The following is a 16,029-nucleotide window of genomic DNA, read 5'->3' as shown; positions in this document are numbered from 1 at the left end:
AAATAAATTGAAAAAAGAGTAAGGAAAATGATCTTGGATATTGAGATATTTGGGTTAAACCTTAGAAAAAAAATATATTGCATTGGTAAATCCAACCCCCGGCTGGGGGTTGGATTTTTTTATTTCTTTACTTCCCCTGCTACAATTACTGTTTTTACTTGTTCATTTGCTTGAATGGTGGGGAAATACATTAATTCTATCGTGGCGGGATTGAGTGTGTAAGTGCCTGTATACCTTGGTAGGATATTGACAGAGAAGGTATGATCCCCCTTGGGAAGTCGCTCACAGAAAATAGCCGTTTCCTGGAGGAAGTACTCTCGATGAGACTCCTGTCTATGAGCGATTCTTTTCTCTCCATAGGAGCAACTTCCTGGAATGGGAATATTGATCATGACGTAGGAGGCGTCTTCGTGCACTTTTATTTGGACATCAATAGTAACTTCTTTTCCTGCCTCTAAATGCAGTTGACTTCCGTCCGAAAAGGAAGAATGGATTTCAAATATTCCATCAGATTTCTCAGGGTTTTCTTCCCAAAATTGTTCTACATAAGAATAGTAAAGTGGTTCTTTTCCAGTTTTCACGAGAGATATAGCCTCATTGCTTTCCAAGGTGTATTCCATTGGGAAATTGATTACCGTTTGGTTTTCAATTCCTTCTAGACGAACCGATAGTTGTCCCTTGCTTTGCATTGCTAGGACATCGGGAAGAATTGTTTCGATGATTTGTGCACTTTCGTAAGTATTGGTCCAACCTTTGGTTCCGCGTTTTTCAAGTAGATAGTTTTGCATGCTGCGGAGCATTTCCTGCGCATCTGGTTGAAGTTTTTTCAAGATTTTGTAAGCCAACAGGGTGCTTTGAACATCGTTGGTCCAGATATCTGTATATGAGGTGGCATTACCAATATAGGTATTTCCTAAAATGGAGCTTTGCTGATACCGCATGACTGATTCCATACTGACGGGTAGACCTAACTGGGTTTTGAATTCCATCAAGCGGAGGTCTTCCATGAGTGATCCTTTCATGGAACTTTCTAAAGTACGTATGAGTGCTGGACTGTCAAATGCAGTCCCAAGGACTAGGAATGCTTGCCCTATCCGCAACTTGGAATCAAAATTATCTGCATATTCCAATTCCCAGATCAATTGTTGCTCCAATTTCGATTGATTGATGGATAGTGGAAATCCTTTTTCTTGGGCTTTAACCAATGCTTCTATGACATGCAGGGTAATCCATAGATTACCAGAAGAGTTTTTCCACCAACCCCAAAGGCCTTTTTCTCCCTGATTCTTCTCCAAAAGCCTGATGATGCGCGTGAGTTCCTTGGTTTCTTCAAATGGTTTATTATTGAAAGCGGCTAGTTCTTGCATGGCTAGCAACCCTTTTAATTTGGATGCTAATTGTTCATTGCATTCGTACTTGTAGGCATACAGGAATTGTGTTTCTTCCTCCAATACCGAGCGTATATCTGATCGAAGGAAAAGGGTTCCGCTTGTAAGGTTTGGATCTTTTTGGATCTGAAGGACGGTGTCCCCGTTCAAAACAGCAAAATGTCCTTGTGTACGCAACATGCCTTTTGGGAATATTGGGATACTTCTCAATTCCCCGTCTTTATAGCCATCTGATTCCCGCAGCAACTGATAGCTAATGGATAAGGAGTCTTTTGCGACCACTTGAACACTGTCTATGAGGATTTGGCTTAGATATCCTTTCGTATTGCTCGCAAGTTTTCCATTGACCTGGAAAGAACGGTGAATAAAAGTTGAATCCGAAATGTAATTGATGCTTTTACCCAAAACCAAGGCGGTGTCATTGCTAACCAAAAATCTTGGAATGCTCAATTGAGCAGCAAGGGGCAAGATAGCTTTGATTTGACCATTGGTTTGACCTGTTTGCTTTCGGTCGTTCATGGCTAGATAGATGGTTTGCCAACTTGTCAAGTCATCTGGGAAGGTGGTTTTGAAGGATACTTTGCCTTCCTTGTCCGTGCGCAAGGTAGGTTGCCAAAATGCGGCATCTGAGAAGTTTTGTCGGAGGGTATTTTTAGTCTTCAACGCTTCCCCCCATTCGCTATCCTGCATGCTACCTTTCATTGTCCGAATAAGGAGTGCTCCATGGGTTGCTGATTCCCCATATTTTTTGATTGCTTCTTCTTTAGTCAAAAGTTCCATGGAAATAATTTCTGCTGAATTGATAGAGGTGATGTCACCGAGGAAAACTGTCCCATCCAGTATGATTAAAGGAAGTTCGTTTGCTTTACTACTTGCTAATCCACGGATGAAGATTTGCCTGCTGCTTTCCGAACCGTTAGCTATACCCATCACCTGTCCTTGCAGAGCGTCTGAATAGGACATACTTTCGGAAAAATTTAAGGTACTGATGACGCTACTGCCAAAGATCATCGACTCTTTATTTGATGCCGCGTAACCCGTCACGACAACTTCATAGAGTGGGCTGTAATCAGCCTCGAGGTAAAATGAATCTTGGTTGATTTGATCAATAGTAACCTCTTTTTGGAAGTATCCGATAAAAGCAAAAACGAGTGTGTTTTTATCGAAAGGGACTGCTAGGGAGAAGAATCCATTCCGATCCGTTGTAGTTCCAAAATTGGTCCCTTTGATCATGACCATAGCACCTGGCAAGGGCTCTGAATCTTGCTTATCCAAGACATAACCGGATACCAGTTGTCCCGGGCCATCGTATTGGAATTTATGAAAATAACTCTTATTCAGTTCTGAAATCAATTTTGTTTCCTCTGAGATACTGATGGTTTTAGCAAAAACATAGTGTTCGAGTGCTTGAGCGACTTCACTGCTGAATACATCCTTTTTTTCCTTTGTAGCAGCTGATAGCTGAAAGTAATTCCAACCATTTTCCTTGATTTCAACCGAATCTACATGATGGTAGTGCATACCTGGGAAGAAGAGGGTAAGCTCGTAGATTCCTTGACTTAGATTAGTCATACGTCTTTGATTGCCAGAATACACCCAAAGGTCTAAAGGGTTTTCTTTGTTTCTCAAAACAATGCTGATAGGGTTGTTAGGCTTTTGTCCATCATTTTGGATAAGATCTAGCCAAAGTTTCCCCGTGTTTCTGCGCGAGTATTGAGGGTAGCGGAAGACAAGGGATTCCCGTCTTTTATCTTCTAAATGCTTTTCCCAAGTTTCGACGAGTTTCTTTTCAGTCCATGCAAAATCCTCTAGGGGTAGATAGCGAGCCTGGGTATATAAATTTTTGGGATATGCCGATGTTTGCATTTCACGCATTTTCACTACCGTGGGAAAAAATTCATATTCCATGCGAGGTTCATGTCTCAGTTTATGGGTATATCCATTGACTACCTGATAGCTAAAGTCTCCATAGATTGGGCCTGTAAAGAGTCGATTACCAAACTGAGTGCCGGGCATACCTAGGAAATAAATTTGATTGCCTTTTTTGAGATAAGCCATTCGCTCGGTTGGAATATTCCGAAGAGGAAACACATACGGATAAAGTGAGGCTTTTTCTTCTTCAGTTAAAACAGGCTTTTGCAATTCTTTTGTGAACTTTCCTTGGTACTTTGCTACGTCAATCGAAAAAATAGTCTTCATCCCTTCTTCAAAGATCAAATCATCGAAAGTAATCAAGTAGTGAGGGGTTCTGATTTTCACCTGATGCTTGCCGGGATTGATTGGAAAAGCGTAGGGATTTTGAATGGAATTCCATGCGAAATACACAGGAACATTATCTATGTAAATAATGGATGGAGCCTCAGGTTTTCCATCGATGAAGAGGAAGGGAGCAGCCTGCGTTAGCCCTTCAGGAGCTTGGGTTAGGAAACGGTACATTTCCTGTTCAGGATACATAAATTTGTAAAACTCGATTGAATCAATTTCAGCCAATAGCTTCCAAGTTCGGTAATCCAGTGGCTGCGTGTTTCTAAGTTCGGAAGTTTTATTTGCGGAGAAGCTATTGATAAATAGCTTCCCGGGTCGAGGTTTTTCTACATTTGGCACTTTTGGAGGAGTAAAGCCAAATTTCTTGGTCAGGGCAAAAGCAGTAATATCAACATCTTTCAATGGCCTTTTTTTACTATCCGTCACTTGGATTTGGATAGCAGCTTCCTGTCCAGGTGTAATGATGAGGGGTTCTTCCACCAAAATGTTTAATTGTTTCTTCTTGAAGGAAATTTGATAGGTTTCTTGCTTCATTTCTCCCGCCCATAAGTAATTGATATTGAGGTAGTAATTTTGTTTAGAGTGGGTTTTATAATCCAAAGCGAGAGACTTGCTATAGCTGGATGTTACTGGTGTGTTTTTTTTGAATAAATGGTAGGAAAAAGGTAGGTTTCTTGGATTGCGAACCTGAATACTGAGGTTTTTGGAGTTACGTTCAGCAAACATTTCCAGTAATGGATTAGCTCCATTCCAATCAAACGCCTGAAATTGTTGGGCTGATTGGACTTTAAACCCAACGTACTGTGTATGGATAGGATGGGAAAAGGGTAAGCGATCTTGCATCAATAGCTGCTCATTCCCAAAAGCATCCATTCCAATTAGTTGAGCAAAATTGTCTGATGATGAGTTGAGTGGGTTTCTCTTTACAATCAAAGAATCCTGCGTAAAATCCAACAAGAAGGGATCGCTGTCATGTTTGTAGGAAACTTGGATATTTTTCTTGGCAGATTCATTATCCGCAGTCAATAAGCGCACATCAATGGTATAGTTGAAGTCTGCTGGGGGAAATTCATCGGCCTGAATGAGAACCTCTGTGATTTTATCTGGAATAAGTTCTTTTGAAAAACGCGCAAGTGTATCAGGAATAAATGCGATGGGCTGATGGAAGGATGTGGCTTGATCTGTCACCAATAAAATCTCTATGCGCGCGTCTTTTAAAAACAAGCCGTTTTCATCCTTAGCACTTACCTGAAGTTTCAAAGCTTCGTTTTGCTGATGTGTAGGTTGATCGGTTCGGACGTCTAGATGGATCTTATTCAGTTCATAGGCTTCATAGTAGAATTCTTCGAATAGCAGTGGTTGCTTATTTTTATTTCGAAGAACTAGCCGATAGGATTTATCTAACTTCAATCCCAAAGAGTCATGGAGGTAAAATCGGTGTTCGAATGCTCCCTTTCGGTAGCTTTTAAGTTGGCCAAGGAAGGTCGGCTGATCTGCTCCAAGAAGGTAAGTATCTACTTCAGTCTGTGTCGGTTTACCTTTGGCGTTGGTTATAAATGCCTTAAAAAATACGCTATCCTGTGGCATGTATTTCGGTTTGTTGAAGACGAGATAGCCTTTGGTGGAGGGGAGATTATACCTTCTCCAGTTGCAGTGGGAAGGATTGAAGAGGCATGCTGTGCGATGGTAGGCCCTTTCGAAAAAGTGAGCGGTTTGGTAAATACTACCTGTGGTAGAGTGCCACTTGATGGATTTATAAGCGTCTACTGGTAGGCTAAGTACAAAATAGATAGGCTTCCAGACATACTGTACAGGGCTTTGATACAAGATGTTTTTGCTCGTTCTTCGAATCCAAGGATTGTCTTGTTGCTTGGAAAGCTCAAAAAAGGAGGTAGATTCCTTGTGTTTTACGATGAGTAATCCCTCTTGATTCGACTTACGGTCTTGATAAGATTGGGTTGCTGCATCAAACCTGAGTTTTTTGTTACCCAAACGTACCTGTGCATCAGTAATAAGTTGCCCATCGGTGTCCAACAGTTGCAAAAGGAGATCTTGCTCATTATTGAGGATGAAAAGTTGGATATTTTGGATGGAAAGTAAGGTATTGACCTGTTGGTTTTGTGCTGCGAATGTTTTTAGGTAATGTCCTCTGGGAAGGGATTTTTCTAAGCTCGTGTCGGTGGGAAAAGAGTCTACTAAAGTGTGGAAGTAGTTTTTGTTGATGTTAGTAGGTTTTTCTCGGTAGATTTTTTCTGCTTCCTGATCGGTAAGTTGATAGATGTAGGTGAAATAGCTGCTTTGTCGGCTTTGAAGGAGATCTTGTGCATGTGCAGGGATAGTTAGTAATCCGAGAATACCAGCTAGGCATCCCCAAAGGAAGGCTAAAAAAAGAAGATATCTGAAGGAGTAAAGTTGCTTCATTTTAAAAATGATATTGGAGACGGTGTTTAGTTGAATTTAATCCCTTAGTTAAGTAAAAATCAGTAAAAAACAAAATTTTATTCGATTTGCAGGAAAAGGTAAAAGGCATGGAAAGGAATTGAAATAATGTTGGGTGTAGCTATTGGATAGTCTAGTAAAGTGTGATTAAATGAGGTAGAGCGTATTGAACTATGGCTGAAATAGTTAGAATAATGGTGAAAAAGGGGAGAGGCTTAGGCACTAAAACCACTAACTACTTTATCTGCATTTACTAAAAATCCGTAGATTTACGAAAATTTCGTAGGTTCATTAAGATAATAGTAATATATTTGAAACTATGGAAGTATTGACAGCAAACGAAGAACAATTGATGCAGGTATTTTGGAGGTTGGGAAAAGGTTTGGTGAGGGATGTGTTGAATGAATTGCCAGAACCACAACCACCCTATACTACCTTGGCATCCAATATCAAGCAGTTGGAAAAAAAGGGGTATTTAGCACATCGAACTTATGGTAATATCCATGAGTATTACCCATTAGTTTCGCAGGAAGATTACCGGAAGAAGAGTTTCAATAAGTTGGTAAATAACTATTTTGAGGGCTCTGTACAAAATGTGTTATCCTTTATGGTGAAGGAAAAGGGGATTTCTGACAAGGAATTGGAAGCATTGAAGAAATTGATTGATGACTATGATAATCCCGCACAGCAATGAATCAATTAGCCAATTACCTTTGGGAAGCGAGTGTGGCACTCTTTATTCTGTATGGGTTTTATCACCTATTCTTAGCTAAATTGACCTTTTTTACTTGGAATCGGGCCTATCTGTTGACTGGATTGGTTTTTGTAATCAGTTTGCCCTTGATGCAGTTTAGCATTGGGCCTGCACAGGGATTGATGCCTGACTTATTTGAATATACCTTACCTACCATACAGGTAGGTGTAGAATCAGTTCAACCGAATTCTCTAAGTTTTGCTCAGATACTTTTGCTGGTGTATGTGATGGGTGTTTGTTGGAAATTGGGTGTCTTGGGTGTGGGTTTGAAGCAGCTTATTCATCATATACAGCGAGGGACACACATGAAGCAAGATGGGCTGACTTTAGTAGTTCATCCTGATTTTCAGCCTGCTTCTTTTTTCTCCTATATTTTTCTGCCTCATTCTGACACTGAAGATGTTGCTATGCAACCCATTATCCACCATGAGACGGTGCATGCCCGCAAACGGCATACGCTGGACTTGCTTTTCTTTCAGTTAGTGCAAGCGTTTTTATGGTTTCATCCGGTCTGTCGCTATTATGAAGCGAGTATCCGGGAAGTTCACGAATACGAAGCAGACCAAGTTGTCACCACTAATTTCTCCAAATCCGCCTATGCCCGCCTGCTTTTAAATCTGTTGATCAGGGAAAGCCATGGCAGTTTAGTGAATAATTTTAACCATTTTCAAACCAAAAAACGAATCCAAATGATGATGAAATCCGAACAATCCCATGCTTTACAAAAGTCTGTATTTTTGTTAGCAATTCCTTTGATGGCAGCCATACTGCTGGTATTTGCCTGTGATAGTAAGAAAGAAGAAACGACTGAAATAATAGAAGTTGTCGATGTCCCTATTGCAGAAGCTGATACTCCTGATGTCTTTGATATGGTCGAAGAAGCCCCGGAGTTTGCAGGTGGGATGGAAGCTCTCAATGCCTTCCTCGCAGCAAATCTCAAGTACCCTCAGCAAGCGAAAGAAATGGGGATAGAAGGGACAGTATATGTCATGTTTGAGATACATCCCGATGGGAAAGTCAAAAACGAAGAGCTCTTGCGCGGGATCGGTGGAGGCTGTGATGAGGAAGCTTTAAGAGTAGTAAAAATGCTTCCAGACTGGATTCCTGGCAAACAAGGAGGTGAAGAAGTTGCCGTCCGCATGCGACTTCCGGTCAAATTTAAGTTAAGTTGATAGGTTGGCAAAGCAGCATACGTGTGCTGCTTTGTTTGTTGAATTAGGGTATAGGTTGGACAAGATCACCAACTCTTATGGTTTATGTATGTCCCAAACCTAGCTGTTTCATGCAAGGTTTGGGATGTTTTTGTTGTAGAGCTTACTTTTTACTTTTTTGAGTGATTCTAAAAATTAAATTTTTCCGGAAACTATCATTAACTTTTGCTAGCTATTTTCGTTCATTTAGCTAATCTCAACACTATTTTCTATGTCTAAACTATACTCCGCGATTTTGATTTTCCTCTTCTTGGTATCTTTTTCTTTGCAGGCCCAAGAAAATCTTGTCCAACGACTGGAACGACACGTACAAATTTTAGCAGCTGACTCTTTGGAAGGAAGGGGCCTTGGAACAATAGGTCATGCTAAGGCAGTGGCCTACCTCGAACAGCAAATGGAGGAAATAGGATTACAGCCTTTTCAAAACGGATCATTTATACATGAGTTTCCCTACAAAGTGCAGCTGGTACAGGTCAATGGAAAAAATATCGTAGGAATGATTCCCGGTTCGGACCCGGAGCTCTCCAAAGAAATTATTGTTGTGGGTGCGCATTACGATCATCTAGGTTTTGAGATACTACCATCAGGTACACAACGGAATTTTCCTGGAGCCGATGATAATGCTTCTGGCGTAGCTGGTATGTTGGAAATAGCCCGATTGGTCCTTACAGGAAATGAGAGACCCAAGCGAACACTCGTGTTTATAGCTTTTGATGCAGAAGAGTCGGGATTGATCGGTGCGGATCGTTTTGTGAAAGCTGATAAGCCTTTTGATAACTCAGCTATTAAAGCTATGTTTAGTTTAGATATGATCGGAATGCTAGGCAAGGCAAAGGGTCTAGAGTTAAAAGGATGGGAAACACTTGCGGATGCGAAGGACCTCATGGCTAGAGCTCAAGCAAGAGAAGAAATCACCATCAAAAAAATGGATGCAAGCATTGAAATGCGAACAGATACCTGGCCTTTTGGAAAGATAGGTATTCCTGCAATTCATGTGTTTACAGGGTTGATTTCTCCTTACCACAAACCGGAAGATACTCCAGATTTGTTGGACTATGAAGGAATGGCCAAGGTAACCCGATTTGTGACTGCACTGACATTGGAGATGGCTAATGCAGCCAATCTTTCAGCGATTCCTTCTTTTGCTCCTGAAAAAGTTATGGGTGGTAAAGCCCTTCAATTTGGTGCAAAGATAGGGTTGGGAAATTCGCATAACAGGCATGTTCAGGAGTCATTTCGTGCGAATGGTGTGTTTGCTTGGGAAGCTGGACTGTATGGCAGCTGGAATATGACCAATAATCTTCAATTGGTTGTAAGCTCGTTGATTGATTCCAATGGAAGCACAACTCCTTATTTTGAAGAAGATAAATTGAGAAGGTATTCTGTAACCATACCAGCTTTAATCCGTCTGACAACAGGTCCATCTGAAGATGGTGTTGGAAAGGCTTTCGTAGGAGCTGGGGCTTATTTTCGTCATCACTTAAGTCAAGGATTACCTGAATTTGCCGGTATTGATATTGTTGGGCCAGCTTGGGAGTTTCCGGATCAGGAATGGGGACTGAATCTACAATTTGGTTTTCAAGTAAGTAAATTTACCATGACTTTTGATTGGAGAAATGCATTGACGCAGCCTTTCAGTCTCGAATCCAGACCGGATTTAGAAGTATATAATCGTAATTTTAGAGTGGGGTTAGCCTATGCCTTCGGGAAATGAGCAGTTGGCAGTTAGCAGTGAACAGTTGGACAGTGAACATTGTGAATTAGGAATGAATAATTAGGAATGGATTGTTGGAACTCTCGTCTTTGGGTTTCAACCCAGTGATAAATTGACTGTTATTATCTGAAATTCAGATGCTTTGAAGATGGATTTGCCAATCAATTGCCGTGGTTTTTAAACCCCGCCACTGCCAGTGTGAATTAGGAATGAGGAATGAATAATTAGGAATGGATTGTTGGAACTTTCGTTTGTGGGTTTTAACCAAGTGATAAATTGACTGTTGTTATCTGAAATTCAGATGCTTTGAAGATGGATTTGCCAATCAATTGCTGTGGCTTTCAAGCCCTGGCATTGGAGGAGATATTAGCTGTGAAAAGTGAGTAAAAAACTTGTCTCGTCCTGAAAATACTTGACACTTTTTTAAAGAATAATTCTCTTATCTACACGCCACAAATATTTCGCCGTAGGCATATTTCAATTTTATTTCGCGCTAGCATATTTCCTTTCACCCCTCTCTTGATTCTTGTGTCATTTGTCTCTCGCTTCTAGATTCTTCACCCTTCATTCTTCACCTTCCGCCTTCATTCTTTTATTCCATTTCATTCCTCAAATCCAGGTTTGATATTTTCCCAAAAGCGATCTAAGGCCATGATTCTTGGCTTTAAAAAAGAGATAATTGCTGGCCAGTGCTCTTTGTTGAGTACGTTTAGACCAGCTTGGTAACATTGGATATAGGAATAAGTTTGACCGAAGTCATCGCTTGCATGCAACTCCCAATCCCAAACTTCCTGGGTTTCTGCTTCTAAGAGTTTTCGGAATTGTTGGAATTGTTGAAAAAAGAGGGCTTGCAATTCTTCGTCTTTGTGGGTGATTTCTATGCCTATGGAAGCAAAGTCACGCTCGGCCTTCATGCGAAAGTAGATATCTTTGACACCTGTTTTATAATTCTGCCAATTCATCTTGCTATGCCCAAAAGCAGAAGGAACGGGCTTCATATACTGCCCAAATGTAGTCCAAAATTCTTTTCGTATTTTGGCGAGCTCAGCTTTGGAGTACATGCGCGCTTAGTAACTTTTGGGAATGTCCGTAGGTGTGACGATGATAAAGTCTGCACTTAGCATCATGCGCTCATCTATACTTGATAAATCAGCTTGTTCTACAGTATTAATAGTTAAAATAGGTAAGCTGGGAAACTCTTGTCGTATATACCATACAATGCCTTCGTAGAAGTTGCTATGATAGGAGCCATTCACATGTAGAATTTGATGTCCCTTCGCTAGGAATGCTTGCATAGAATATGCCATAGTTGCATCTTTGATAGCTTGCGCATCGATCATAAAATCCAAGTTCATAGAGCTGCCATGCATCATTTCCCGCATAGCAGCATAAGCTGGAAGATTACGATCAACGGTCACTGGCAGGGGAGCGATGTATTGCTTAGCTTCCGAGCTGAGTTTTTCCAATCCTTCTAATCCCTCTTTGCTAACCAATGAAGCGTATTTTCTTGGAATATTTGAAGCTATAAATGGGATCTGGTGAGTTTTAGCAAATAGCATTAACGGCTTGTAATCAGTTGCATAGTTATTCCAAAGCTTAGCCTCTGTTTCGAAGGATTTATCAGTCATCCAGCCTGCCATCCACTCATCGATATTTAACTGATCATCCCGTTCGAAAAATTCCCCTGCTAGCATGAGTTTCTCATTGCTTGGTTGTAAACTTTTTAAGAGTTGCAGCTGCAGCCAATGAGCTACGGTGTTGTTGTGTAATTCTCCAAAAAAGATAAGCTGTGCTCCTTTTGCTTCTTCCACAATAGCTTCAAAACTTACTTCTCTACCAGATTTATCAAATACTCTATAAGAAGTAGTTTGAGCATGAGAGCTCCATGATAAAATTATCAAAAGGATGATTCCAAATATGTGTTTAGTCATAGTCTTCGGGATAATTTACGGTAACAGAGGAGTAGGCTACTAATCCCCCGACAGCCGGCTGCTGTTTTTTTATAGTTACTGCAATGCGTTGGCTTTCAGGGTACATTTGTAATGTTTCTTCTATAATTAAGTGCGCTAGATGTTCTAAAAGCTTTACTGGCGTTTGCATATGTTTGGAGGTAATGGCGTATAGTTCTCCATAATCCACTGTTCCTTCCAGGGCGTCTTCTTCCATTGCTTTTCTGAAGGAATAAGTCAATTCAATATCCACCAGAAATTGATTTCCCAAGACTTTCTCTTCTGGATAGACACCATGGTAGGCATAAAATGAAGCCCCTTCTAATCGAACTGTACCCATTAGTCAAATTGATCGAAAAATGAGCCTCCTTTTTTCTTGGGATCTTCAGTTGAAGCTTCCTCTTCTTGTTTTGGAGTTTCCTCTATTGGGGGATTTTCCAATTTTTCTTCGACTTCTTGATGCAGAGTCTTTGGGGTTTCAACCGTAATTGTAGCTTCTGTAGTCTCTTGGCTTTCAGTTTTAACTTCTTCTGTTTCCTTGGTTATCTCGGGACTAGTGGTGTCTACATTTAGGTTGACTTCAATAGCTACTTCCTCCTCGGAGTTTAGGACTTCAGGTTCAAGGGGGACTTCTTCGTCAGGTAAGATGATGGCCGTCTTTGGTTTGGCGAAATTTTGAACCATTTCCTCATAAATAGATAAGTTCACTTTTTTAAAGGTTTCATTGGATACCGTTATGTCATCTTGGATATCTTCGGTCAACTTTTGGAGATTTCGGAGGATTAAATCCCGCTGTGCTATTAAATGCTCATAATTTCGGATCATACCTGTTACATCCGCTTTAATGCCTTCAAGTATTTCTTTGGATTTCATTTCTGCTAAAGCCAATATTTTATCAGCTTTTCTCTGTGCATCTTTAAGCATACCTTCAGAGTTTTCTTTAGCTGCACTCATAATCTCATCTGCAGCGGTTGAGGCTTCTTCAATGATACTCGCACCTGTATCCTCTGCAGTTTTCAGCGTACGAAAAAGCGATTCTTCAACCTGTTTGAGCTTATTGGCTTCTGCTTGAGCTTTGGATAATTCTACTTCTAGCTTAGCCTTTTCCTCTAGAAGCATCTCCCAATCTTTGGAGAGAGAAGTTAAAAAGTTGGTAACTTCGTCTTTATCGTATCCTCTAAAATTTTTTTCAAAGGTTTTTTCTCTGATTTCGGTTGCGGTTATTTTCATGTTTTTAAAGTTCTACTTGCCAAATTGAAATACTACGATCATCGCTGATAGAGATGATGGATTGATTGTAGGTACTCCAAAGTACCTTGTTAATGGATGTTCCGTGCCCTGCGTATCTTGCTTTATCTATCACCTTCAGGAGTCGGTGGTTTTCTGCTTCCCAAACTTTGATTGACTTGTCCATGCTACAGGTGACATAGTATTTGCCATCTTCCCTGAAAGAGATATAGTTGATTGCAAACATGTGCGCGACGATGGATTCTTGTAAATAATATCGTTCTGTATCCCATATATTCATGTAAGCATCTCTTCCGCCCGATACTAAAATTGGTTTATTAGGTGCATATGCCAAGCCAAAAACGGAATTGTTATGTGCATCCAAGCTATGGATTGGGCTGTGGTCGGAAAGGTTGATGATTTTAATGCTATGATCACTTAGACCCGCTGCAAGTTGTTTCCGTGTGGGGTCTATAGCGAGCACTCGAACACTCTTTTTGCTGATCTTGATATGCTTTTTGACAGCTCTTTGTTCGATATCTATGACATGAATAATACCGTCTCCACTACCTATGTAAAGTTCGTTACCGATAGCTTTGATATCAAAAATGGATTGATCTGTGATTTTAAGTGACCACAGTTCTTTACTGTTTTCTAAATCGATGGCGTGGATACCTTCAAAATTATGTCCTACAAATAATAGGTTTCGTTCCTTATCTACTTCTAAAGCATAAACTGAATGCCCTACTTTTGCCATCAGCTTGCCATCTTTGGGGTTATCTAAATCCCATTCTACAACCATGCCGTCTCCTGAACCCGTATAAAAGAACCTAGGATCAGGCCCTTCTGTCAATGCATAGATGCAATCATTGTGGCCTGTAAGGCTATGAAGTTTATTAACTTGAATTTTTAACATAAATTGCAGCGATATATAAATAATCCCGCGAGGGCCTATGCAAACAAAAATAGAAAAAATAAGTCCTTTATCAGCCTATGCTGTGAAGAATATTGAAGAGATATCGGATAATGGGATGGATTTTTTAAGTTTTAGGGAGAAACTTTCAATGGCAAACATTTCCCGTGACTCTAAGCGAATAGAATGGAAGAGTGCCCGAATGGCTGTCAAGCAGGCTTTGGATGGGATTTCTTTACCATACCCGGGGTTTTTTAAGGATGAGTTTGGGAAATCTCATCCGATGGATGGATATGGATATGTTTCCCTTACACATACCCAAAATCTAGCAGCTGCCATTTTTCATAGAGATATGCCTGTAGGGATTGACCTAGATTACATTCGTCCAAAAATTGTTCGTTTGGCACCTAAATTCCTGTGTACAGAAGAAATGGATTATTTGGAAAAAGATGAATTGCTGCATACCATTGCTTGGTCTGCGAAGGAATCTATTTTTAAATGTCAGGGGAAAAGAGGGGTGAGTTTGAAAGACAATATTGTATTGGAGGCTTTTTCTAGTGAGTCGTCAGTTATTCGAGGGAAAATTGTAGGAACGGAATTCTCGGACCATCATTACACTGTGAAAGTCATTCATGAAGGAGAATTTGTGTTGACGTATACAATCTGGTAGAATTTTTGATAGTATTATGCTAAACTCAAAGCCATGAAACGATATCTTACCATTTGTACTCTTGTTTTGCTTGCAACAGGCACTTTGATGGCACAGCGAGTTGAAAACTTCACCCTTCAAAATGCAGTAGATGGGCAGGAAATAAGTTTGGAAGATTTCAATCAACAAACAGCAGTGGTATTGGTTTTCACGGGGTTGAATTGCCCCTTTAGTCGATTGTATGAAGACAGGCTAATCGCTCTGCATCAGGAATTTGATTCTAAAGGGATATCCTTTGCTTTGATCAATCCATTGGCAGCAATGGATGATGAAGAGTCGCAAGCGAAGATACAGCAACGGGTGAAAACCAAAGAAATGAAGTTCCCTTTTTTGATGGATATCAGTCAGGAAGTAGCCCGATCATTTGAAATTACAAAATTACCTGAGGTGGTTGTAATTACTTTTTCCCCTACTGGAGCATCTATAGCTTATAGGGGTGCAATTGACAATAACCCGCAGATAGCAGCCAATGCAAGTATCAAATATTTGGAAAATGCTCTTCAAGCAATCTTAAGTCGGCGTAGTCCAAGCCCTATGTCCAGTAGACCGGTTGGGTGTAACTTGCGTTATGTTGGTTCTTGATCAGCTTTCTAAGATAGCTATCAATTCCTTAATTTCTTGGGTTTTGTCTACTTCACCAAATTTCTCAAAAGTCAGGTAAAGGTTTCTCAGGAATCTTTTGACGATGACGGTATTGGTACAGGGCTCATAGAAATCATCTTGTGGGGCAATATTTAAATGCTCCAGGTAATTGCTGATGTCTTTTTTGGTGAATACGACTCCTTTATTAAATGCGTTGATGTAGAAGCGTACATCCTCAGTTTTGTAGGTCAAGATAAACAAATTCGGTAAATTGACTCCATAAATAGGAATTCCTAGCTTTTGTGCCACCAATAAATAAATGGAACAGAGGGAAATTGGATTTCCTTTTTTGCTTTCCAATACATTGGAAAGCATGCTATTAGCGGGAGAATGAAAGTTTTTGGTGTTTGCTGAGAATTTAAAATGGTTGAAAAGAATGGAATTGATGATTTTGACCTGTTCGTAAGGTTGTAAATCATTTTTAAATGCAGTCCACACTTCAAAGTAAATCTGATTCATCTCCGCCTGAAGTTTTTTGAATTCCAAGTCGGGGTATTGGTAGGTATTGATCAACCATAAACCGGTCAATAGATCCTGTTCCTTATTGTTTTTCCAATTGAGTAAGCGATTTTTTAATTGGGTGAATTGAAGCGTGTGTACCAACTCCTCAATTTCCCGTTGTAATTCCGGGTTGAAGCAATCTTCCCATTTTTTTTCTAAAAAAGGGATCACCTCTTGACCTAATGCCACGAGGCGATCTTTCACATGTGTCTTTACTTCCCAGTCAGAGTCATCTAAAAGGGAAACAAGGGCATGCAGTTCTTTATCCGTAAGTTTATCCATGAATTGGTAGATTCTTGTATAAGATACGTAAAAGT

General features: G+C 40.3%; 12 protein-coding genes. 5 read left to right on the top strand and 7 right to left on the bottom strand.

Translation table 11 applies throughout. From position 1 onward, the window contains the following. Window positions 1-119 precede the first annotated feature (119 nt). Window positions 120-6,074, bottom strand: a complete 5,955-nt coding sequence (locus IPZ59_RS18095; protein WP_236137452.1) for a carboxypeptidase-like regulatory domain-containing protein — start codon at window positions 6,072-6,074, stop codon at window positions 120-122. A gap of 337 nt (window positions 6,075-6,411) precedes the next feature. On the opposite strand from IPZ59_RS18095, the gene IPZ59_RS18090 reads away from it, so the two are divergent. From IPZ59_RS18090 to IPZ59_RS18080, 3 genes are all read left to right on the top strand, one after another. Continuing rightward, complete coding sequence (locus IPZ59_RS18090; RefSeq protein ID WP_236137451.1) at window positions 6,412-6,786, top strand: BlaI/MecI/CopY family transcriptional regulator; 375 nt, start codon at window positions 6,412-6,414, stop codon at window positions 6,784-6,786. Beyond that, window positions 6,783-8,018, top strand: coding sequence for a M56 family metallopeptidase (locus IPZ59_RS18085; protein ID WP_236137450.1), 1,236 nt, complete (start codon window positions 6,783-6,785; stop codon window positions 8,016-8,018). The genes IPZ59_RS18090 and IPZ59_RS18085 overlap by 4 nt, the downstream gene beginning before the upstream one ends. Window positions 8,019-8,268: 250 nt before the next feature. Continuing rightward, entirely contained in the window at window positions 8,269-9,771 is a 1,503-nt protein-coding gene (locus IPZ59_RS18080) for a M20/M25/M40 family metallo-hydrolase (protein WP_236137449.1), read from the top strand. A gap of 602 nt (window positions 9,772-10,373) precedes the next feature. On the opposite strand, the gene IPZ59_RS18075 is transcribed toward IPZ59_RS18080, so the two are convergent. From IPZ59_RS18075 to IPZ59_RS18055, 5 genes are read right to left on the bottom strand one after another with little or no spacing between them, the layout of a single operon-like run. Continuing rightward, the gene (locus IPZ59_RS18075; protein WP_236137448.1) at window positions 10,374-10,832 is read right to left on the bottom strand and encodes a DUF4268 domain-containing protein; all 459 of its coding nucleotides are present in this window, start codon (window positions 10,830-10,832) and stop codon (window positions 10,374-10,376) included. 6 nt (window positions 10,833-10,838) lie between these two features. Then, window positions 10,839-11,702, bottom strand: coding sequence for a ChaN family lipoprotein (locus tag IPZ59_RS18070; RefSeq protein ID WP_236137447.1), 864 nt, complete (start codon window positions 11,700-11,702; stop codon window positions 10,839-10,841). Beyond that, on the bottom strand, window positions 11,695-12,060 hold the full coding sequence (gene folB, locus IPZ59_RS18065; RefSeq protein WP_236137446.1) for a dihydroneopterin aldolase: 366 nt from the start codon (window positions 12,058-12,060) through the stop codon (window positions 11,695-11,697). Before folB ends, IPZ59_RS18070 begins: the two co-directional genes overlap by 8 nt. Continuing rightward, window positions 12,060-12,950 carry a DivIVA domain-containing protein gene (locus IPZ59_RS18060; RefSeq protein ID WP_236137445.1) on the bottom strand — a complete coding sequence of 297 codons (891 nt, stop codon included), beginning with the start codon at window positions 12,948-12,950 and terminating at the stop codon, window positions 12,060-12,062. Before IPZ59_RS18060 ends, folB begins: the two co-directional genes overlap by 1 nt. A gap of 4 nt (window positions 12,951-12,954) precedes the next feature. Next, entirely contained in the window at window positions 12,955-13,863 is a 909-nt protein-coding gene (locus IPZ59_RS18055; protein WP_236137444.1) for a WD40 repeat domain-containing protein, read from the bottom strand. Window positions 13,864-13,900: 37 nt separating this feature from the next. Between IPZ59_RS18055 and IPZ59_RS18050 the strand changes: the two genes are divergently transcribed. Beyond that, window positions 13,901-14,530, top strand: a complete 630-nt coding sequence (locus tag IPZ59_RS18050; protein ID WP_236137443.1) for a 4'-phosphopantetheinyl transferase family protein — start codon at window positions 13,901-13,903, stop codon at window positions 14,528-14,530. A gap of 33 nt (window positions 14,531-14,563) precedes the next feature. Beyond that, a complete protein-coding gene (locus IPZ59_RS18045) occupies window positions 14,564-15,151 on the top strand; it encodes a redoxin domain-containing protein (protein ID WP_236137442.1) in 588 nt (195 codons plus the stop codon). On the opposite strand, the gene IPZ59_RS18040 is transcribed toward IPZ59_RS18045, so the two are convergent. Further along, window positions 15,152-15,994 (bottom strand): transglutaminase-like domain-containing protein, encoded by an 843-nt coding sequence (locus tag IPZ59_RS18040; protein ID WP_236137441.1) that lies wholly within the window; start codon window positions 15,992-15,994, stop codon window positions 15,152-15,154. Between the last annotated feature and the right edge of the window lie 35 nt (window positions 15,995-16,029).

Origin of the sequence: Mongoliitalea daihaiensis, assembly GCF_021596945.1 — a bacterium.
In the GTDB taxonomy this organism is placed as follows: domain Bacteria; phylum Bacteroidota; class Bacteroidia; order Cytophagales; family Cyclobacteriaceae; genus Mongoliitalea; species Mongoliitalea daihaiensis.
Note: the sequence above shows the minus strand (reverse complement) of the source record. Positions and strands in the feature narration are given on the sequence as shown.